Origin of the sequence: Streptomyces sp. NPDC058326 (assembly GCF_042879855.1) — a bacterium.
Lineage (GTDB): Bacteria > Actinomycetota > Actinomycetes > Streptomycetales > Streptomycetaceae > Streptomyces.
Map to the genome: position 1 here is coordinate 139582 of NZ_JBHVZO010000019.1, position 21237 is coordinate 160818.

Consider the following 21237-nt stretch of genomic DNA (forward strand, 5'->3'; position numbering starts at 1 on the left):
TTGCGCGATCGGAATAGGGCACGGGCATAGCACCCGTGGTGGTGGGATGAGATGATCGACGCCATGCACGGGTGGGTGAACGGAGTCAGGTCCTGGCTGTCGTCGCTGGACGATGACGCACTCGGATCCCTGCTGACCCGGCACCACTGCTTACGGGGCGACAGACACTCCCACACGTCGGACCGGCCCCCGTCTCCTCCCTCGCGACGGGAACTGCACACCGCTCGGGTACGGCTCGCCAAGGCGCGGCAGGAACAGCTGACGGGCATCGCCGCCTGCGGACTCGTCTGGGCGGTGAAGGCGCTCCACACGGAGTACGGGTTCTCGCAGCGCGCCCTCACCGAGCCCACCCTCGACGAACTCCACGCCATGCTCAGGGTGCTCGACCCGCCCCTCGCCCGCTGCGCCCTCTACGGGATGCTCCTGCCGGGCACGAGCCGGCTCCCGGTCGGACCGCTGGCGGCGCTTCACGAGGCCGCGTTACGGACGGCGGCGGACAGCAGCCCGCCGCCCGACGCGCAGGAGATCGGCCCGCGCTTCGAAGCCTCGGACCCCGCAGCCCCGGACGACCCGGCGCGTGCCGCCCCGGACACCGCCGGCTCCGGCCCCGCACCTCTGATGACGAACCCCGAGTGTGAGGGAGCCGCTCCCATGGCCGTACCCCAGGCGCCGGCCGGCCTCGCCGCCTCGCTCGACCTCCTGAAAGTGTCCGGCGAGCGGCTGGCCGTCGTCCTGCGCCGTGCGGCGGACGCCGTCGAGGCCGGGCTTCTCCCCGTGGACGCCCCCGGTGAGGGGATCGCCGCCTGGACGGGGGAGCGCGAGCGGCTCGCCGGGGCGCTCGCCGCCGAGGGGGTCGCCTGGGGGCCGGACCTCGGATACGCCGAAGCGGGCGCCGAGTTGAACCGGCTGCGGGAGGCGCGGGCCGAGCAGACCGACGCCCTGCGCCGCAAGGCGAGCCGGTACGCCGAGCTCCTGGAGTGGGCCGACGACGAGGAGGAGGCCGCCGACCTCCGCCGTCACCTCGAACGCACCGAGACGCAGCTGCGCGAACTGGGCGCCGTGCCGGGGGAGGAGGCCGTCGCCACCGTCCCCGTGGCGCGGGAGCCGGAGGGGGCCGCAGGCCCGCCCGGGGCTGCCGGGGCGGACGGCGAGGGCGCCGAACCGGTGGAGGACACCCCGTCGGGACGGACCGAGCACGTCACCGGTGACGCGACCCCGCTGACCGGCCGGGCCAGGATGGGCGCCTCGGCGATCGAGGCCGTCCGCCGGGCGGTGGAACCCCGGCCCCCGGCCCTCCGGCCCACGCCGTCCCCGATGGTCACCTCGCCCACGCCGTCCCCGATGGTCACGCCGCCCACGCCGTCCCTGTCGGTCACGTCGCCCACGCCGACCCCGACGGCCACGCCCCAGCCGCCGCCGTCCCCGACGCCCCTGCCCGTTCCGTCCTCCGTGCCCGTGCCCGTGCCTGCGCCCGCGTCGCCCCCCGCGCCGACCGCCGCCACCGCGCCCGCCGTCGCCCCGGACCTGAAGCCCCTGACCACCCCCGCCGGTACACCCGGCCCCGCCGCCGAAGCCCCCGTACCGCCGAGGGCGCAGCCCCCCGCGCCCGTCCCGCCTCGGGCGCGGCCCCCCAGGCCCGCCCACGCCCAGGCCCCCGCCCCCGCGCCCCTCCCCGTCGAGGACGAGCCGTGGCCGCCCGGCATCGACGCGCCCGACTGGGACCCGTACGCCCCCTGGGAGACCGGCAGCGAGCCGCCCGTCGGCAGGCTGCTGCGGGAGGGGCGGGCCGCCGAGGCGTACTGGATGACCGTGGCCTCCCGCGAGAGCGCGGCGCGGGCCCGGGCCCTCGCCTTCGCGGCCGCAGCGTTCAGCTGTGTCTCGGACAGCGAGGCCACCCCCGTACAGATGGCGCACGAACTCGACCCCGCCCTCGCCGCACAGGACCGCGAAGCCCACCTCGTGGCCGTCGCCGCCGCACTGCGCACCGGACTCACCACCCGCTGGCCGCACGGCCTGATCAGCGGTTTCGTCATGCCGTCCGGGCTCACCACCCCCTGGCAGCAGCTGCTCACCGTCCTCGTCGCCGCCGTCCGGGACGGCCGCGCCTTCGAACCCGGCATGCTCCAGGGCAGCGCCGAGGACCAGGAGGCCGCCACCCGCGAGGAGATCGGGCTCACCGCCCGGCAGCTGCTCGACGACCTGCCGCGCCGCAAGATGAAGTACCAGCGGGCATCCCAGGTGCTCCAGTACCTCGTCGGTCCCTCCGGCCCGGTGCGCCACGCGTTGAACGAGGTCATCGTGTGGTCCGGCCAGAGCCCGGCGCAGTACACCGGCACGCCCGGCTTCCGTGCCCTCGGCGAGGAGCTGTGGCGGGCGGAGGACATCGACCGGCTCATCGAGGACACCGACGCCCTGTTCCGTACGTCGAAGCAGGCCAAGGAGCCGATCACCGCCGGCGCGCTCCGACAGCTGCACACCGCCTGCCGGTCCGTCGGCGAACTCCTCATGCGCGCCGAGGCCGCCCACACGGCCGCCCGGCCCCACCCGGGCCTGAGCGACCGCGGCATCCCCGAACTGGCCTCCGTCCTCCGGGACGTCGCCGAGGAGCCCGCCCCGGCCGGCACGGGAGGCGCGGCGCTCGCGCTGCTGCGGTCCTGGCTGACCGGCGAGCACGTACGGTCCGAGGACACGGCCGCCGACCGGCTCCGCGAGGACGGCGGCCCCGTGCCGCCCGCCGACGTCCTCCTCCGCCTGCCCGACCTGCCCCGGGACACCGAGGGAGAGCCGGACCTCACCGACCCCAGGGCGGCCCGCCGGATCGCCGCCCTGCTGACCCCCGCCGACGCCGAGTACGCCCTCGTCCGCTACCTCGACGACGGCGACCTGCACCTCGCGCAGGCGCTGATCGCCACGGTCGAGCGCGAGCCGGAGGAGTACGGCTGCACCGACCCCGACTGGAACGAGACGGCGGTCCGGCGGCTCGCCCAGAGCCACGAGGACTGGCGGCGCGAGGTCGCCGAACGCCACCGAGCGGCCGCCGGGCGGCTCGCCGAGATGCGGACGCTCAACCAGCTGGCGGCCGACCAGGAACGGGAGTTCGTGGGCCGCCTCCAGCAGTTCGCCGACGGCGAGGAGTCGGGCCGCTACCGCTTCGCCGTGCACTCGCTCCGCACCCTGGAGGCGGAGCTCCGGACCCTCGTCGCGGACTACACCAGGCAGCTCCGCGAGAACCTCGCTCAGCTGCGCTCCCGCCCCGACCGGCCGCTCTCCGCCGGGGACCACGACCGGATCGCCCGCCTCATCGACGAGAAGGACACGGTCACGGCCCAGGAGTTCCTCGCCCTCGCGACCAGCCACAAGCCGCTGCCCGAGCGCCCCGCCGACGACGGATCGGAGCTCGCCGCGTTCCTCACCGGCGTCACCGCGCCCGACGCGCCGAAGGCCGGCGGCGAGGGCATCGACGCCGAGTGGTGGGCGAAGCACTACGGCGACCCGGACGCCTCCCTCACCCCGGCGGCGGGCAACGGCCTGGAGTCCTGGGCGGCCCTCTGCACCCCGCAGGGCCGGCGCGGCGAATGGCAGCAGCACATCCCCCGGCTGCTGCGCCTGCTCGGCCTCGAACTCTCCACCCACCAGGTCACCGCCGAGCGGGTGGCACTCGGCCAGGGCATGCGCCGCTTCAAGGTGCGCGCACGTGTCGCCGAACGCGCCGGTTACGTCGCCGCGCTCGGCTCCCGGGCCTCCTCGTACACCGTCCTGCTCATCTGGGAGGAGCAGCCGGCCGACGGCCCGCTCGCCCACCTGGAGGACGCCGACGTCGGCGCCAACATCGTGCTCTACCTGCACCCGCTCGGCATGGAGGGGCGGCGCGGCCTCGCCGAGTCCGCCCGCTCCTTCGCCCAGCAGGCGCTGGTCGTCGACTCCGCGGTGATGGGCTGGATGGCCGCCCGCGCCCCCGGCTCCTTCCGCTCGCTCCAGCGCGTGACCCTGCCCTGGGCCGCGTACAACCCGTACACGCCGTTTGTCGCCGGTCTCGTCCCGCCCGAGGTGTTCTACGGCCGCGACGAGGAGATGCGGGAGGTCATGGGCCGCGAGGGCGGCATGTTCCTCTACGGCGGCCGCCAGCTCGGCAAGTCCGCGCTGCTGCGCCGGGTCGCCGAGATCTTCCCCAGCCGCGCCGACGCCCACGTCGCCGTCTACCTCGACCTGCTGAAGGCGGAGATCGGCCACGCGGAGGCCCCCGACCGGATCTGGAGCCGGCTGGTCGAGGACCTCAAACGCAAGAGCGTCTTCACCAGCAAGATGTCGGAACAGGCCAACCCCGACGTCGTCGTCCGTAACATCCAGGCCTGGCTGGACGAGGACGACACCCGGCGGATCCTGGTCCTCGCGGACGAGGCGGACGCCTTCCTCAACACCGACTCACGCCGCGCCTACCGCGTCGGCAGCGAGTCGACGTTCCCCAACGTCATGCACTTCCAGCGACTGATGGAACAGACCGAACGACGCTTCAAGATCGTCTTCGCGGGTCTCCACCAGGTCCAGCGCTTCGGCCACCTCTCCAACGTCTCCACCGTGCACGGCGGCCCCGACGTCCTCGTCGGCCCGCTCGGCACCCAGGCCGCCGTCCGGCTCGTCACCGAACCCATGGCCGCGCTCGGCTACTTCTTCGAACGCCCCGAACTGGTCTGGCGGATCCTCGCCATCACCAACTACCAGGCCAACCTCGTACAGATCTTCTGCCGCGAACTCGTCCGCGTCCTCCACGACCGCCCGTACACCTGGTCCGGGAGCCCGGTCAGGATCACCGAGGACGACGTCCAGAAGGTCGCCGCGTCGGAGACCGTACGCCGGCAGATCGCCGAGCGGCTCCGCTTCACCATCAACCTGGAGGACCGCTACCGGGTCCTCGCCCTCGTCATCGCCCTCCGCAGCCTCAAGGACGGCTACCGCGGCGACTACTCCGCGAGCGAACTGCTCCAGGAGGCCAGGGAGGCGTGGCCGGAGGGCTTCGAGATGCTCAGCGCCAAGCAGGCGCAGATCTTCCTCACCGAGATGGTCGGCCTCGGCCTGCTCATCCAACTCGGCGACCGCTCCCGCTTCGCCGTCCGCAGCCCCAACGTCGTCAACATGCTCGGCACCCGGGAGGAGCTCGAACTCGAACTCCGCGAGACCGAGTTCGGCCTCCCGTACGACTACAACCCGCACGCCGCCCGCCGCATCCTCGGTCGCGACGCCCGGCACGTGCAGACGTACAGCCCGCTCACCGAGGAACAGCTCCACGAGACCGCGCAGTCCGGCGTCAGCCTGATCGGCACCACCGCGCTCCACCGGCCCGAACTCGTCCGCCAGGCGGTCACCGCCTTCGCCGTCAACCGGGGCGTCGACGTCGTCCCGTACGCCCACGGCGAGGACCTCGCCACCCTCCTCAAGAGCCGCCGCCGCAAGGCCCACGTCATCGTCGCGGACCTCCGCGGCGCCCCCACCGCCGCACTGCGCGAGACCGTCCGCTCCCTGCTCGTCCACGCCGGTCCCGCCGCCGACCGCCTCGTCCGGCAGACCGAGCGGCGCAGCGGCGGCAACGAGAACCGCTCCGTCGTGGTCCTCGCCGACGCGGCGGGCGTCGCCGAACTCGCCGCCGACGACGGGCAGGAGGAGCTGTCCGTACGGTGGCTGCGCCCCGAGCGGTGGACCGCGGACGCGCTGCGCGCCTGGTCGGAGTGCCCCTTCGTCTCCCGCGAGGACCGTGACCGGCTCGTCGCCGCGACCGGCGGCTGGCCCCGCTGGATGGAGGCCGCGGTGACGGACGTGTCCGTGCACGGGGCGACCCTCGACAACGCCGTCGAGCGGATACGCGCCCTCATCGCAGGCCCTCGCAACATGGAGGAGCACCTGCGGCTCTCCGGGCTCGACGCACGGGACCTCGACCTCCTGGCGGCCTGGACGGGCTACGTGGAAGAAGGCCAAGGGGTGCCGCGCGACGACGTGGCGGCGGCGGTCGAACTCTCCGACGCGGACACCGACGCCTGGCTGCACCACCTGGGCCGGTTCGGCGTCCTCGACGAGACGCCCGAGGGCTTCGCGGTGGAACCGGTGACGTACCGCGCGGTGCGCTCCCGGGCGGCCGCCGGGGAGAAGTGAGGTGACGGAGGCGGACTCCCGCACGGACGCGCCCGCCGTGCGGACCGGCGACCTGCCGGGTGTACGGGGGCAGCTGCGCGGGGTCGTCGCGGACCTCGCGGCCGGGCTCAACTGCCTCTGGCTCGTCACCGACGCCATGGTGGAGTCGGGGCTCGCGGACGAGCTGTACCGGGGCGCGCTGTACGGCACTCCGGTACGCGTCGACGTACCGGCCCCGCCGTCCGCACGCGCGCGCGAGGCGGAGCCCGTGCCGGAGCCGGTCCCCGAGGAGGCGGCGGGGGAGTGGTGGGCGGACATCGACGAGCTGCCCTTCCTCGACCTGCCCGACGACGGCTTCGACCTCGACCTCGGCTGGTCCCTCGAAGGCCGCCCGCCCCGCGTCCCCGCGCCCCGGGCGAGGCCCGCCGGCCCCCGGCACGACCCCCACGGGCTCCTCGCCCGCCTCGGCAAGGAACTCTCGGTCGACGCCGACGACGCCGTCGCGGCCCTGGTCGCCCCCGGCCGTGACCGCCGCCCGGTCGTCGGCATCCGCGCCTGGGCCGAGGACGACGGCGGTACGGGAGAGGGCCCGGGTGCCGGTCGTACGGACACGGACACGCGCGCGGGTGGACGCTCAGGTGCCGGGACCGGACCGCGCGGCGCCGCCGTCGAGCGGCTGTTCCGCCTCCTCGCCGCCGCCGTCAGGGCCGCCGGCCTCCCTCCGGGGGAACGCCCCCGCCTCCTGGTCGTCGCCCGGGCCGGCGACCTGCCGGAATCGCTTCCGGACGAGCTCAGGCACGGCCTCGGCGACACGGCCGTGCACTGGTGGTGGGGCGCGCTCGGCAGGCTCGACACGGCCACCGCGATCGCGCCGATCCTCGACCACGTGCCCGATACCTCCGGACGCGACCGCGACCCGCTGAGGGAACGGATCCGCCGTGCCGTGCGGTCCGAGACCGTCGTCGAGATCTGCGGCCCCGACCTGGAGCTCGCCCGTCTGCTCGCCCTGGAGTGGGACGGCACGCGGCACACCCTCGGACCCGTCCTCGGGCACTGCCTCGCCCGGCTGCCCGGCAGCCCCGCCCCGGCGGACTGCCCGCCGCTGCGGCGGATCGGCGCCCTGCCGCGCCCCGGCGCGGAACTCCGCCAGGCGTGGGCCAGGGGCGCCGTCGTCTCCTGGGAGGGCCGGCTCCGCCCGCACGTGGCCGTCTGGCACCCGGCCGCTCCGCCGTACGGGCCGGGCGACGCCGACGTACGGACCCGGCTCGACGCCCTGGTCTCCCAGGCGCAGCAGCGGGTCCTGGCGCCGTGGATCGAGGACGCCCGGCAGGGCCTCGCCGTCCGGGCGCTCGGCCACCTCAGCCGGCCGGTCGCCACGCTCGTCGCCGACTACGCCGACCGTCCCCCCGCCCACCGGGGCACCGCCCCCGAGCGGGCCTTCCTGGAACTCCAGGTGGGGGAGCTGCTGCGGGCCCACATCAGCGGAGCGCTCGCCCTTCCCCCGGGCGACGCGCGGCTCCTGCGGCTCCTCGTCACCACGCGGAACGTGCTCGCGCACCGGTCCGTGCTGTACGACCGGACACTCGACGAGCTGTGCGACGAACTCTCCCAGGCGGACCTCCGGGCGCCGTAGGACCGAGGCGGGCCACGCCAGGGACGGTCCGCCAACGGCGGCCGGCCGGTCGGCACCGCCTCCGAGCTGTAGGGACCCGACAGTGACGCCCGTACGCCACTGTCGGAGGTCGATTCCTCATGTGGAGGGCGATACCGATAGGTTTTCGGCTACCAGACCGCTATCGAAAGGGTGATCCGTTGAGCCGCTCGGTTCTCGTCACCGGAGGAAACCGGGGCATCGGCCTCGCCATCGCCCGCGCGTTCGCCGAGGCCGGCGACAAGGTCGCGATCACGTACCGCTCCGGCGAGCCGCCCGAGGGCTTCCTGGCCGTCCGGTGCGACATCACCGACGGCGAGCAGGTGGAGCAGGCGTACAAGGAGATCGAGGAGAAGCACGGTCCGGTGGAGGTCCTCGTGGCCAACGCCGGCGTGACGAAGGACCAGCTCCTCCTGCGCATGTCCGACGACGACTTCACGTCCGTCATCGACACCAACCTCACCGGCACCTTCCGGGTCGTCAAGCGCGCCAACCGGGCGATGCTGCGCGCCAAGAAGGGCCGCGTCGTCCTGATCTCCTCGGTCGTCGGTCTGCTGGGCTCCGCGGGTCAGGCCAACTACGCCGCCTCCAAGGCCGGCCTGGTCGGCTTCGCCCGTTCCCTCGCGCGGGAGCTCGGCTCCCGCAACATCACCTTCAACGTCGTCGCCCCCGGTTTCGTCGACACCGACATGACCGCGGTGCTCACCGACGAGCAGCGCGCCGGCATCGTGTCCCAGGTGCCGCTGGGCCGCTACGCGCAGCCGGAGGAGATCGCCGCCACGGTGAAGTTCCTCGCCTCCGACGACGCCTCGTACATCACTGGAGCCGTCATCCCCGTTGACGGCGGATTGGGCATGGGTCACTGATCACCATGAGCGGAATTCTCGAAGGCAAGCGCATCCTGATCACCGGTGTGCTGATGGAGTCCTCCATCGCCTTCCACACCGCCAAGCTGGCCCAGGAGCAGGGTGCCGAGATCATCCTCACGGCGTGGCCGCGGCCGTCGCTGACCGAGCGCATCGCCAAGAAGCTCCCCAGGCCCGAGAAGGTCAAGGTCCTCGAACTCGACGTCTCCAACGACGAGCACCTCGCCCGTCTCGAGGGTCAGGTCCGCGAGCACCTCGGTGACCGTCTCGACGGCATCGTGCACTCGATCGGCTTCGCCCCGCAGGACGCGCTCGGCGGCAACTTCCTCAACACGCCGTTCGAGTCGGTCGCCACGGCGATGCACGTCTCCGCCTTCTCGCTGAAGTCGCTGACGACCTCGCTGCTGCCGCTGATGACGGAGGGCGGCTCGGTCGTCGGCCTCACCTTCGACGCGCAGTACGCCTGGCCGCAGTACGACTGGATGGGCCCGGCCAAGGCCGCTCTCGAGGCCACCAGCCGCTACATGGCCCGCGACCTGGGCAAGCAGAACATCCGGTGCAACCTGATCTCTGCCGGCCCGATCGGTTCGATGGCCGCCAAGTCCATCCCGGGCTTCAGCGAGCTGGCCGCCGTCTGGGACAGCCGCTCCCCGCTGGAGTGGAACCTGGCCGACCCCGAGCCGGCCGGCCGTGGCGTCGTGGCGCTGCTCTCCGATTGGTTCCCGAAGACGACGGGCGAGATCGTCCACGTCGACGGCGGTCTGCACGCGATCGGCGCCTAGCGCGCGCCGCGCAGCCGAAGTGGGCCGTGGGCCCGCCCCCCCCGGGGCGGCCCACGGCCCTCGCGTTTGCGCAACTCCTGCCCGACTCGAAAAGTCGCGCGAATCACCCCAGACTGGGGCAGAGCGTGAAGTTCCTGCTACTGCGGTTCCTTTTACGGACGGGGAGGAGGTACGGGTATGCACGCCATACGCAACGGCTTCGGAGCCTTCGCCTCCGTAGCCGTACTGCTCACCGGAATAGCCGTGGCCGCCGAGGTACGGGCCGCCCCCGCCCCCGTCGAGGAGCTCCCCGTCGCCGCCCCCGCGACCGAGGAGCGGGAGAACTTCGGCGCCTCCTGCCGCACCGTCGTCCAGGGCTCCCGCGTCACGGCCCACTGCCGCAACCCGTACCCGAGCACCGACCGGGTCCGCCTCCACGTCGAGTGCGAGCGCTGGTGGGACGTCGACAGCGACAGCGCCCCCGTGGACGTCGAACCCGCCGCCCACGCGCAGGTCACCGGACGCTGCTGGAAAGAGGTCCGGGCCGCCTGGGTCACGCACCAGCCGGCGGACCGGGCTCCGTGACCGCCTCCTGGGCGGGGCTCCGCAGGCACATGAAGGGATAGCCGGCCGCCTCGGTACCGGCCCGCTCCGCGTCGCCGTCCCGGATCGCGTCCACCAGGCGCGCGTGGTCCATGTGGTTCTCGGGCCGCAGCACCTGCCCCACGTCGTCGCGCAGCCACTCCCGCAGCAGGTCGCCGAGGTCCGCGTACAGCTCCGTGAGGACCTCGTTGCCCGAGGCGGCGACGACCGCGTGGTGGAAGGCCGCGTCGGTCGTCACGAACCGCTCCGCGTCACCGGACTCCCACGCCTCCTCCCGCCGTACGAGCAGGGCGTCGAGCTGCTTCAGATCCCGCTCGGTGCGCCTGCCGGCCGCGAACCGCGCCGCCGCGGACTCCAGCGTCGAGCGCAGCTCGGCGACGTGCCGGGGGTCGGAGCCGGCGAAGCGGCGGTGCATCACGCCCGCCAGCTCGCTGGTGGCGATGACGTAGGTGCCGGAGCCCTGGCGGATGTCGAGCAGCCCGTTGTGGGCGAGCGCCCGTACGGCCTCGCGCACGGTGTTACGGGCCACCCCCAGCTGCTCTACGAGTTCGGGTTCCGTCGGGATGCGGGAACCGACGGGCCACTCGCCGGAGGTGATCTGGTTCCGCAGCTCGGCGATCACCTGGTCGGAGAGGCCTGCGCGCCGCGGGTGACCGAGGGCCATGAAGCACCTTCCCATTCGTTGCGGACTGGTTGTTCGAGATTGGACAACCAATCATCCCATGATTCTATGATGGCCTCATGCCTGACGAGCCGAAGACCCTCGACCCTGCCGCGCGAACGGCCAGGACCACCGCTCCGGCGACCACCACGGCACCGCCAGGACCGGCCGCCACCGCAGCGGATTCTCCCGCACCCGACCGCGTCCCCCGGACCGGCGGGGACGCCCGGGCCGGCACCGCGGCCCCCGCCACCTCCGCGCACCGATGGACCCTCGGCCTCGTCACCGTCGGACTCGTCCTGGCCGCGCTGAACCTGCGCCCCGCCATCACCAGCCTCGGCGCCCTCCTCGAAGAGGTCAGCGAGGGCCTCCACATGAGTGGCAGCGTCGCCGGCGTCCTCACCTCCGTACCCCCGCTCTGCTTCGCGGTCTTCGGCATCACGGCCCCCCGCCTCGCCCGCCGCTTCGGCCCCGTCGCCGTCGTCTGCGCGGGGATGGCAGCGATCTTCACGGGCCTCGTCCTGCGGCCCTTCGCGGGCGGCACCGCCGGCTTCCTCGCCGCCAGCGCCCTCGCCCTGATGGGCATCGCCGTCAGCAACGTCCTGATGCCCGTCATCGTCAAGCGGTACTTCCCCGACCGCGTCGGCAGCATGACCGGCCTCTACTCCATGGCGCTCGCCCTCGGCACCTCCGTCGCCGCGGCCGCCACCGTCCCGATGACCGACGCCCTCGGCGGGGACTGGCGAGCCGGGCTCGGCGTCTGGGCGGCCGTCGCCGCGCTCGCCGTCCTGCCCTGGCTCCCGCTCCTGCGCGACCGCGACACCCCGGTCCGTACGGGCAGGCGCGCCGCCGAGGAGGACACGAACTCGACCGCGACCCCGTCCGCGAACGCGACCGCGGCCCCGGCCGTCACCCCGTCCGCGACCCCGACCCCGGTCACCGCGAGGGCCGCCGCCCCGTCCCGCATCACCCGCAGCCGTACCGCCTGGGCCCTCGGCTGCTTCTTCGGCCTCCAGGCCACCGGCGCCTACATCACCATGGGCTGGATGCCGCAGATCTTCCGCGACGCCGGCGTCCCCGCCTCCACCGCGGGCGTGCTCCTCGCCGTCACCATGGTCATGGGCGTCCCGCTCGCCTTCGTCATCCCCCGGCTCGCCACCCGGATGAGGACCCAGGGCCCGATCGTCGTCGCGCTGGGCCTCTGCGGCCTCGGCGGCTACACCGGGCTCCTCCTCGCCCCGGCCGCCGGCGCCTGGGCCTGGGCGCTGCTGCTCGGCGTCTCCAACTGCGCCTTCCCGCTCGCCCTCACCATGATCGGCATGCGCTCCCGCACCGGCGGCGGTGTCGTCCGCCTCTCCGCCTTCGCGCAGAGCGTCGGCTACCTCATCTCGATCCCGGGACCGCTCCTCGTCGGCGTGCTCTACCAGCACAGCGGCGGCTGGGAACTGCCGATCGCGCTCATGGGCGGACTCATGGTGCCGCAGATGATCGTCGGCATCCTGGCGGGCCGGGACCGGACGGTCGAGGACGAATACTGAGATGAGAGACTGGGGTCATGCCAGTTCTCGAACCCAACCCCCCGAACGGCCAGAAGAAGCTGCTCATCGTGTTCGGCGCGATGATCGGCATCACGGTGGTCATCGGCGTCATCGCCTCGTTCGCCTCGCCGTGACCCCCGGGGGTGGGGACAACCCCCGTATCCCCTAGGGGGTGAGTGTCAGGGTGAACTGGGTGGATCACCTGATGGGCCGGAGGACGCCCGATCCGTACGTTGGAGAACACCGTCGGAGACACCGGCGCGACGGTTCCCCATCCCCCGGAGGCGGCCATGTCGGCCCGATCGCACACCAGCACCCGGCCCCTGCCGACCGGCGTCGACACCCGGCTGCCCTGGTGGGCGCTCGCCCTCCCCGTGGCCGCGTTCACCGCTCTGCTGCTGCTGATAGCAGGGCCTGGCGGGGCTCACGCTGCGGCTGGTGACCGGGGAGCCGGCGGCGTCCTGGAGCAGATCCGGCAAACGTTCTCTCTCTGAGTCGGCGCGGGCCGTTTCGTGCGAAGCTGATGACCATGAGCGTCGATACATCCCGCAGGATCGTGCTGCTCCGACACGCGAAGGCGGACTGGAACCAGGAGTCCGACCACGAGCGCCCCCTCGCCGAGCGAGGCCGCGCGGACGCCCCCCTGGCGGGCCGAAAGCTCGCCGAGACCGGCATCGCCTTCGACCTTGCCCTCTGCTCGACCGCCGTCAGAACGCGCGAGACGTGGAAGCTGGCCGTGCAGGCACTTCCGGAGCGCCCCAGGACCGTGTACGAGGAGCGGCTGTACGAGGCCTCGCTCGGCGAGCTCATCGCCCTGCTCAACGAGACCTCGGACGACGTCTCCGACCTCCTGGTCATCGGCCACAACCCCGGCATGCACGCCCTCGCCGACGCCCTGGCCGGCGACTCCGAGGGTGACACCCTCTCCCGGATGACCCGCAGCGCCTTCCCGACCTCCGCCTTCGCCGTCCTCACCTTCAGTGGCGACTGGAAGTCCCTGGAGCACGGCGCCGGACGGCTCGTCGACTTCTGGACGCCCCACTCCTGACCGGCACGCCGGCCCGGGCCGCCCGGCCAGGCACGTCCGACCGGCACCCCCGAACCGTACGGAAAGGGCCCGGCCGTCATATGACGGCCGGGCCCTTCGGCGTACACGCGCCGCCGTCACCGCTCAGTGCAGCAGGTCCTCGGGACCGTCCGCCGCCTCGACCTCTTCACGCGTGATGCCCAGCAGGTAGAGCACGGTGTCCAGGAACGGCACGTTCACGGCCGTGTGCGCGGCCCGGCGCACCACCGGCTTCGCGTTGAACGCCACCCCGAGCCCGGCCGCGTTCAGCATGTCCAGGTCGTTCGCCCCGTCCCCGATCGCCACCGTCTGCGCCAGCGGCACGCCGGCCTCCGTCGCGAACCGGCGCAGCAGCCGCGCCTTGCCCGCCCGGTCCACGATCTCGCCGGTCACCCGTCCGGTGAGCTTGCCGTCCACGATCTCCAGGGTGTTGGCGGAGGCGAAGTCGAGACCGAGCCGCTCCTTCAGATCATCGGTGACCTGTGTGAAGCCGCCGGAGACGACCCCCACCTGGTAGCCGAGCCGCTTGAGCGTACGGATCAGGGTCCGGGCCCCGGGCGTCAGCCGCACCTCGGAGCGGACCTTGTCGACCACCGAGGCGTCGAGCCCGGCGAGCAGCTCCACCCGCGCGTGCAGGGACTGCTCGAAGTCCAGCTCGCCGCGCATCGCGGCCTCCGTCACCTCGGCGACCTTGTCCTCGCAGCCCGCGTGCGCCGCGAAGAGCTCGATCACCTCGTCCTGGATCAGGGTCGAGTCGACGTCCATGACGACGAGCCGCTGGGCGCGCCGGTGCAGCCCGGCCGACACCACCGCCACGTCGACCCCGATGGTGTGCGCCTCGGTGGCCAGCGCGGTCCGCAGCGGCTCGGTCTCACAGCCGGAGACGGCGAACTCGACGGCCGTGACCGGGTACTTCGCCAGCCGGAAGATGCGGTCGATGTTGCCGCCGGTCTCCGCGATCCTGGCCGCTATGGCCGCCGTCTGCTCCGCGGTCAACGGGTGCCCGAGCACGGTCACATGGGAGCGGCCACTGCCGCGCGGCCGGTTGTCACCCGTACCGGAGATGATCTCGGCCTGCAGCTTCTGGGACTCGGCCCAGCTGTGCACGGTGGCCCTGAGCTCGCCCTGCGAGGCGACGGTCGGCTCGGTGACGAGCGCGCACAGGACGAGACGGCCGCGGGAGACGACCTGCTCGATGTCCACGACGTCGACGGAGTAGGCGGCGAGGGTGTCGAAGAGTCCCGCGGTGATCCCGGGACGGTCCTTCCCGAAGATCTTGACGAGAAGGGTGGGAACGTCTGAGGTCTGCGATGCGCTCATGGTGCTTCCACCGTATCGGGCACCTCGTGCCACCCGACCCCCCGTCCCGCCCTGCGGACACCCGACTGCTCCAGGAGTCGCCCCGAAGGTCTTCACGCGGCCCGACTTTCCGATACGGGACCGGGCCTGAAATAGTTCCCCAGGATGATTCGCCATCCCTGGACTCCCGACGACGGGGGTACATCGGGGGACAAGTAGTGGGGCATGGAGTGCCAGAACTCGTACTGGAATTGAACGGCAGGACCTGGACGCTCGATCCGTCCCGGTCGTACACCCTGGGCAGGGACCCTCAGGGTGACCTGGTCATCGACGACGCCAGGGTCTCGTGGCGCCACGCCACCATCAGCTGGGGCGGCCGGAGCTGGGTCATCGAGGACCACGGCTCCACGAACGGCACCTTCCTCCAGGGCCAGAGGATCCACCAGGTGGAGATCGGCCCCGGTTCGGCCGTCCACCTGGGCAACGCCACCGACGGCCCGCGGCTGAGCCTCGCCGCCGCCGCGCCCCAGCACCAGGTGCCCGGGCAGCAGGCCCCGGCCCAGGCCCACCAGGCCGCCCCGGCCCGCCAAGCCGCCGCCCAGGCCGACTGGGCCACGCACCAGGCGCCCCCGCAGCAGCAGGGCTGGCCGCAGCAGGGCGCACAGGGCGGACACGCCCCCGCGCACCAGCAGGTCCCGCACCAGCAGGTCCCGGCCGGCCACCCGGGGCAGGGCGGCCCCGTCGAGCAGCTCGCGCAGAAGGTTCCGGCCACCGGCGGACCCGCGGGTGCCTCCTCGGCCTACGCCGACCGCAGCCCGACCACCTTCCACCAGCTGGCCCTCGGCCACGTCATGCGCATCGGCCGTGCCCTCGAGAACGAGCTGGTCGTCTCCGACCTCCAGGTCTCACGGCACCACGCCGAGTTCCACGCGACGCCCGACGGCCGCTTCGAGATCCGTGACCTCGGCTCGCACAACGGCACGTACGTCAACGGTCAGCCGATCACCAAGGGCGGCACGGCCCTCCTCGGCCCGCAGGACATCGTCGGTGTCGGTCACTCGACCTTCCGGCTCGTCGGCGGCCAGCTCGAGGAGTTCGTCGACACAGGCTCGGTCTCCTTCTCGGCCCGCCACCTCACGGTCACGGTCGACGGCGGCAAGCAGATCCTCAAGGACGTCTCCTTCGGCGTCCCGGAGAAGTCGCTGATCGGTGTCATCGGCCCGTCCGGCTCCGGAAAGTCCACCCTGCTCAAGGCGCTGACCGGCTACCGCCCGGCCAACGAGGGCGATGTCCTCTACGACAACCGGAGCCTCTACAAGCAGTTCGCCGAGCTGCGCCAGCGCATCGGTCTGGTCCCGCAGGACGACATCCTGCACAAGGAGCTGACCGTCAAGAAGGCCCTCAAGTACGCGGCCAAGCTCCGCTTCCCCGGCGACACCGCCGAGGCCGAGCGCGAGGCCCGCATCGACGAGGTGCTGCGCGAGCTCAAGCTCGACATCCACAAGGAGAAGAAGGTCACCTCCCTCTCCGGTGGTCAGCGCAAGCGCGTCTCGGTCGCCCTGGAGCTCCTCACCAAGCCCTCGCTGATCTTCCTGGACGAGCCGACCTCCGGCCTCGACCCGGGCATGGACCGTGACGTCATGCAGTTGCTCCGCGGCCTCGCGGACGACGGCCGCACGGTCCTCGTCGTCACCCACTCGGTGGCCGAGCTCGGCCTCTGCGACAAGCTCCTCGTGATGGCCCCCGGCGGCTCGGTGGCGTACTTCGGCCCGCCGGACGAGGCGCTGAACTTCTTCGGCTACTCCACCTGGGCCGATGTCTTCTCCGCCTTCGAGAACTACCGCGACTACGACTGGGCCGGCCGCTGGAAGGGCTCGCAGCACTACCAGCTCTACGCCGCGGACATCGACGCCGTCGCCGCCCAGCCCGTCCAGATGCCGCAGCAGGCGATGTCGAGGCCGCCGAAGCCGCAGGGCTGGGGCTCCCAGCTGTGGACCCTGATGCGCCGCTACGTCTCGGTGATCGCCTCCGACAAGGGTTTCCTGGGCCTGATGGTCATCCTGCCCGCCGTCCTCGGCGCGGTCTCGGTGGTCATTCCCGCCGACTTCGGCCTGGGCTCGCCGACGCCGCCGTCCCGCTTCAACGGCGACGCCGGCACGATCATGCTGATCCTCGCGGTCGGCATGTGCTTCAGCGGCGCGGCCAACTCGGTCCGAGAACTGATCAAGGAACGGGTCATCTACGAACGGGAGCGCGCCACCGGCCTCTCCCGCTCGGCGTACCTGATGTCCAAGGTCATCGTCCTCGGTGTGATCACGGCCCTGCAGGGCGTCATCATCTGCGGCATCGGCTTCTCCACCCGGGCGCTGCCCGAGGAGGGCCTCTTCATGCCTCCCGCCGTCGAGCTGTGCATCCAGGTCATCGCGCTGGGCCTCACCTCGATGATGTTCGGCCTGGTCATCTCCGCGCTCGTGAAGACCGCCGAGAAGACCATGCCCCTGCTGGTCATGTTCGCGATCATCCAGGTCGTGTTCACCGGCATCCTCTTCCAGGTGTACGGCTCGCCCGGCCTGGAGCAGTTCGCCTGGCTGATGCCCTCCCGCTGGGGCATCGCGGGCGCGGGCACCACGCTCGATCTGGCTCGCCTGATGCCGCCGTGGGACCCGAAGAACCCCACCAACACCGACCCGCTGTGGGAGCACACGGTCGGCCAGTGGAGCATGGACCTCGGCATCCAGCTGCTGATGGCCGTCGTCTGCTGCGTCGTCGTGGCGCGGCTGCTGCGCCGCCACGAGCCCGAGGTCATGCGCAAGTAGCCACGGGAACGGCAGTACGCCGAAGGGCGGCACCCCGCACGGGGGTGCCGCCCTTCGGCGTACGACAGCGGACCGACCGGGATCAGTAGGCGCTGTTGACGTTGTCGATCGAGCCGTAGCGGTCGGCCGCGTAGTTGGCGGCGGCGACGAGGTTGGCGACCGGGTCGTACTGGTCGAACTTGGTACCGGGGATGTGGTAGGCCTTGAAGGTCGGGTAGATGACCTGCAGCAGACCCTTGGACGGGACGCCGTTGATGGCGTTGATGTCCCAGTTGTTGATGGCCCGCGGGTTGCCGCTGGACTCACGCATGATGTTCTTGTGCAGGCCGTTGTAGGTGCCCGGGATGTTGTGCTTGTCCATGATGAACAGCGCCTCGCGGATCCAGCCGTCGAGGTTGTTCGCGAAGACCGGGGTACGGGCCACGGAACGGCTCGCGGCCGCCTTCTCCGCGGCGCGCTTCTTCGCCGCGGCCTTCGCCTGGGCCTGGGCCTTCGCCCGGGCGTCCGCCTTGGCCTTCGCCTCGGCCTTGGCCTGGGCGTCCGCCTTCGCCTTGGCCGCGGCGGCCGCCTTGGCCTTCGCCTCGGCCTCCTGCTTGGCCTTCAGACCGATGGTGGTCTGCTGCTCGGTGACGCTGGCGGCCAGCGCCTTCGCCTGGGGGCTGTTCGCGTTGTACGACCAGGCCACCTGCTGAGTACCGGAGAGGGCCTGGGGCTCCGTCTCGGTGCTGCCGTTGCCCGGCACGAGGGAGAGAGTGAGGGCTGCGGCGCCCAGAGCGGCGACGCCGGCGATCGTGGCCTTGTGGGTCTTCTTGAGACCACGACTGTGGCCAGGGGTGTTCGCAGACATTCCGGACTACCTCTTCGAATCGCTGGGAGTCGCTCCGCCGGGGCGGCGCTGCGCCTGCTTGGCGGCGACGGTGGCAATTCTTAGCGGCAGCAAAATCCTGTGGCAAAGGTGTGACGTACGATCCCGGGTAGTGGATCAGGGGCCCGTGCACGGGCCACCGAAGGGCCCTTATGTCGGACTCACCCCACCCTGCCCGGCCCTCCGGACGTCCACTAGGGGGCTTCGTAAGTGATGTGGGTCCTATGCCCGGGCTCACACCGGGCAGCTACCCACCTCACCCCTCGTTGCGGCAGCAATGCACACAGTGAGCCCCCTCCACCTGAAGGATGAGAGGGCCCCAGGGGCCCTGCGACCTAGGTCCCCGGTCCCCCTCCTCCGAGGTCTTCGGACGGATACGCACCGTCACCGCCCGCCGGTACGGTGACCCCATGAGCCATCGACCGAGCTCCGGCCTGGCCGCCGTGAGTACCGCCCTCCTGGCGATGAGCCGCCACCTGGAGGTCCGCGACGTCCTCAAGACGATCGTCGCCTCCGCCCGCGAGCTGCTCGACGCCGAGTACGCCGCCCTGGGCGTCCCCGACGACCACGGCGGCTTCGCCCAGTTCGTCGTCGACGGCGTCAGCGACGAGCAGTGGAAGGCGATCGGCCCGCTGCCCCGGCAGCACGGCATCCTCGCGTCGATGCTCCACAAGGCCGAGCCCGAGCGCCTCGCCGACGTCCGCGAGGACCCCCGCTTCCTCGGCTGGCCCGACGCCCACCCCGAGATGTCCGACTTCCTCGGCCTCCCCGTCAGGGACGGGGACGAGATCCTCGGCGCCCTCTTCCTCGCCAACAAGCGCTGCCCGAAGGAGGGCGGCGGCTGCGGCTTCACCTCCGAGGACGAGGAACTGCTCTCGATCCTGGCCCAGCACGCGGCCATCGCCCTCACCAATGCCCGTCTGTACGAGCGCAGCCGCGAGCTCACCATCGCCGAGGAGCGCTCCCGCCTCGCCCACGAGCTGCACGACGCCGTCAGCCAGAAGCTCTTCTCCCTCCGGCTCACCGCCCAGGCCGCCGCCGCCCTCGTCGACCGCGATCCCGCCCGCGCCAAGGGCGAGCTCCAGCAGGTCGCCGCGCTCGCCGCCGAGGCCGCCGACGAACTGCGCGCCGCCGTCGTCGAGCTCCGCCCCGCCGCCCTCGACGAGGACGGACTCGTCCACACCCTCCGTACCCAGATCCAGGTCCTGGACCGCGCCCACACCGCCCGGGTCACCTTCGACAGCCAGGGGGCACGCGCACTGCCCGCCGCGCAGGAGGAGGCCGTGCTCCGCGTCGCCCAGGAAGCCCTGCACAACGCCTTGCGGCACGCGGACGCGCAGCTCGTCACGGTCTCCCTCACCCGCGCCGGCCAGGGCGCGCGGCTGACCGTCACCGACGACGGCAAGGGCTTCGACCCGCGTACGGTCCGCAGCGCCGGGCGCCACCTCGGCCTGGTCTCCATGCGGGACCGGGCGAGCGGCGCCGGCGGATCGCTCACCGTCACCTCGGCCCGGGGCGAGGGCACCACGATCGAGATGGAGGTCCCCGGTGGCTGACAACCGGATCCGCGTCCTGCTCGTCGACGACCACCAGGTCGTCCGGCGGGGCCTGCGCACGTTCCTGGAGGTACAGGACGACATAGAGGTCGTGGGGGAGGCGTCCGACGGCGCCGAGGGCGTCGCCAGGGCCGAGGAGCTCCGCCCCGATGTGGTCCTCATGGACGTGAAGATGCCCGGTACGGACGGCATCGAGGCGCTGAAGCGGCTCCGCGAGCTCGCCAACCCGGCCAGGGTCCTGATCGTCACCAGCTTCACCGAGCAGCGCACGGTGGTCCCCGCGCTCCGCGCGGGCGCCTCCGGATACGTCTACAAGGACATCGACCCCGACGCCCTGGCCGGCGCGATCCGCTCCGTCCACGCGGGGCACGTCCTGCTCCAGCCCGAGGTCGCGGACGCGCTCCTCGCCCGGGACGACTCCGCCGGGGGCGGCACGGGACGCGGCACGACGCTCACGGAACGGGAGCGCGAGGTCCTCGGCCTCATCGCGGACGGCCGGTCCAACCGCGAGATCGCCCGCGCGCTCGTCCTCTCGGAGAAGACGGTCAAGACGCACGTATCGAACATCCTCATGAAACTCGACCTCGCGGACCGCACCCAGGCAGCCCTCTGGGCGGTCCGCCACGGCCTCACCAACTGACGCGCCCCCTCGCACGCCGGGCGCACGACCGTTCAGTACTTCATACCGTCGTGTATATGTCCCCCATTCGGCGCAACCTGTGGGGGCGTACGGCGTTCTCCATGGCGTGCTGCGGCTGACCGGCCGCAGCGATGACCAGGAGGATGTACCAAGTGAAGAACCTCAAGAAGGCCGCTGCCCTCACCATGGTCGCCGGTGGCATCGTCGCCGCCGGCGCGGGTGTCGCCTCCGCCCACGGCGCCGAGGCCACGGGCAAGGCCCTCAACTCGCCGGGCATCGCCTCCGGCAACCTGGTGCAGGTCCCGGTCCACGTCCCCGTGAACGTCTCCGGCAACACGGTCAACGTGATCGGCCTGCTCAACCCGGCCTTCGGCAACCAGGCCATCAACGGCTGACCCCCGTCATCCAACCCCCGGCCGCGGACGATCCCCCCGCGGCCGGGGGTTTGCCGTTCCGCCCTGGTGCGGGCACACGTTCCGCAGGGGGCGGCACGGGGACGGACGCACCCATACGTTCCGCAGGGGCCGGCACGGACGGGCCCACCAGCCCCACCGGCGCGCAGCCGCCCCACCACCCTGACCACCCCGGCGGCGGGCGTCGCGGCGCCACAACACCCCCTGACGCCGGCGCCTCCTCTTTATGCCCCCGCGCCGATGGGCTTGATGCCCCCGCGCCGCTCGGCGCCGAGACGCCTCCCAGGCCTAGGGCGTGTCCGTAAAGTTGGTGGCTCGTTGCTCTGTTCGTGGTGCGTCGACATGAACTGACGGATGAGTCGTGGGCGTTGATCGCTCCGTT

General features: G+C 72.4%; 16 protein-coding genes. 13 read left to right on the top strand and 3 right to left on the bottom strand.

Annotated elements, in window-relative coordinates; translation table 11 throughout:
* The first annotated feature begins 63 nt into the window (after window positions 1-63).
* The 5 genes from ACFVYX_RS29040 (at window position 64) to ACFVYX_RS29060 (ending at window position 9983) form a co-directional block, all read left to right on the top strand.
* Window positions 64-6141 (top strand): hypothetical protein, encoded by a 6078-nt coding sequence (locus tag ACFVYX_RS29040; protein ID WP_389684452.1) that lies wholly within the window; start codon window positions 64-66, stop codon window positions 6139-6141.
* Window position 6142: 1 nt separating this feature from the next.
* Window positions 6143-7753: a hypothetical protein gene (locus tag ACFVYX_RS29045; RefSeq protein WP_389684453.1), complete on the top strand. Its 1611-nt coding sequence runs from the start codon at window positions 6143-6145 to the stop codon at window positions 7751-7753.
* A gap of 179 nt (window positions 7754-7932) precedes the next feature.
* Entirely contained in the window at window positions 7933-8637 is a 705-nt protein-coding gene (gene fabG / locus ACFVYX_RS29050; protein ID WP_389684454.1) for a 3-oxoacyl-[acyl-carrier-protein] reductase, read from the top strand.
* A gap of 5 nt (window positions 8638-8642) precedes the next feature.
* The gene (gene fabI / locus ACFVYX_RS29055) at window positions 8643-9419 is read left to right on the top strand and encodes an enoyl-ACP reductase FabI (RefSeq protein WP_389684455.1); all 777 of its coding nucleotides are present in this window, start codon (window positions 8643-8645) and stop codon (window positions 9417-9419) included.
* Between the two features lie 177 nt (window positions 9420-9596).
* Window positions 9597-9983, top strand: a complete 387-nt coding sequence (locus ACFVYX_RS29060; RefSeq protein WP_389684456.1) for a hypothetical protein — start codon at window positions 9597-9599, stop codon at window positions 9981-9983.
* Here the strand turns inward: ACFVYX_RS29060 and ACFVYX_RS29065 are convergent.
* Window positions 9952-10665 (bottom strand): FadR/GntR family transcriptional regulator, encoded by a 714-nt coding sequence (locus ACFVYX_RS29065; protein ID WP_389684457.1) that lies wholly within the window; start codon window positions 10663-10665, stop codon window positions 9952-9954. The genes ACFVYX_RS29060 and ACFVYX_RS29065 overlap by 32 nt on opposite strands.
* Before the next feature lie 77 nt (window positions 10666-10742).
* On the opposite strand from ACFVYX_RS29065, the gene ACFVYX_RS29070 reads away from it, so the two are divergent.
* The 4 genes from ACFVYX_RS29070 (at window position 10743) to ACFVYX_RS29085 (ending at window position 13248) form a co-directional block, all read left to right on the top strand.
* Complete coding sequence (locus ACFVYX_RS29070) at window positions 10743-12200, top strand: CynX/NimT family MFS transporter (protein WP_389684458.1); 1458 nt, start codon at window positions 10743-10745, stop codon at window positions 12198-12200.
* 17 nt (window positions 12201-12217) lie between these two features.
* Window positions 12218-12334 (top strand): SGM_5486 family transporter-associated protein, encoded by a 117-nt coding sequence (locus ACFVYX_RS29075; protein ID WP_389684459.1) that lies wholly within the window; start codon window positions 12218-12220, stop codon window positions 12332-12334.
* 156 nt (window positions 12335-12490) lie between these two features.
* Window positions 12491-12694 (top strand): hypothetical protein, encoded by a 204-nt coding sequence (locus ACFVYX_RS29080; protein ID WP_389684460.1) that lies wholly within the window; start codon window positions 12491-12493, stop codon window positions 12692-12694.
* Between the two features lie 35 nt (window positions 12695-12729).
* Entirely contained in the window at window positions 12730-13248 is a 519-nt protein-coding gene (locus ACFVYX_RS29085; RefSeq protein ID WP_389684461.1) for a SixA phosphatase family protein, read from the top strand.
* Window positions 13249-13371: 123 nt separating this feature from the next.
* Here ACFVYX_RS29085 and serB read toward each other — a convergent pair whose 3' ends face one another.
* Window positions 13372-14586: a phosphoserine phosphatase SerB gene (gene serB / locus ACFVYX_RS29090; protein ID WP_389684462.1), complete on the bottom strand. Its 1215-nt coding sequence runs from the start codon at window positions 14584-14586 to the stop codon at window positions 13372-13374.
* A 197-nt stretch (window positions 14587-14783) separates the two neighbouring features.
* Here serB and ACFVYX_RS29095 point away from each other — a divergent pair, with 197 nt between their 5' ends.
* Entirely contained in the window at window positions 14784-17381 is a 2598-nt protein-coding gene (locus tag ACFVYX_RS29095) for an FHA domain-containing protein (RefSeq protein WP_389684463.1), read from the top strand.
* A gap of 82 nt (window positions 17382-17463) precedes the next feature.
* Here ACFVYX_RS29095 and ACFVYX_RS29100 read toward each other — a convergent pair whose 3' ends face one another.
* Window positions 17464-18228, bottom strand: a complete 765-nt coding sequence (locus ACFVYX_RS29100; RefSeq protein ID WP_389684464.1) for a transglycosylase SLT domain-containing protein — start codon at window positions 18226-18228, stop codon at window positions 17464-17466.
* Between the two features lie 428 nt (window positions 18229-18656).
* Between ACFVYX_RS29100 and ACFVYX_RS29105 the strand changes: the two genes are divergently transcribed.
* From ACFVYX_RS29105 to ACFVYX_RS29115, 3 genes are all read left to right on the top strand, one after another.
* Window positions 18657-19802 (top strand): GAF domain-containing sensor histidine kinase, encoded by a 1146-nt coding sequence (locus ACFVYX_RS29105; RefSeq protein ID WP_389684465.1) that lies wholly within the window; start codon window positions 18657-18659, stop codon window positions 19800-19802.
* Window positions 19795-20442, top strand: coding sequence for a response regulator (locus tag ACFVYX_RS29110; RefSeq protein ID WP_389684466.1), 648 nt, complete (start codon window positions 19795-19797; stop codon window positions 20440-20442). The genes ACFVYX_RS29105 and ACFVYX_RS29110 overlap by 8 nt, the downstream gene beginning before the upstream one ends.
* Window positions 20443-20594: 152 nt before the next feature.
* Entirely contained in the window at window positions 20595-20837 is a 243-nt protein-coding gene (locus ACFVYX_RS29115) for a chaplin (protein ID WP_389684467.1), read from the top strand.
* Window positions 20838-21237 lie beyond the last annotated feature (400 nt).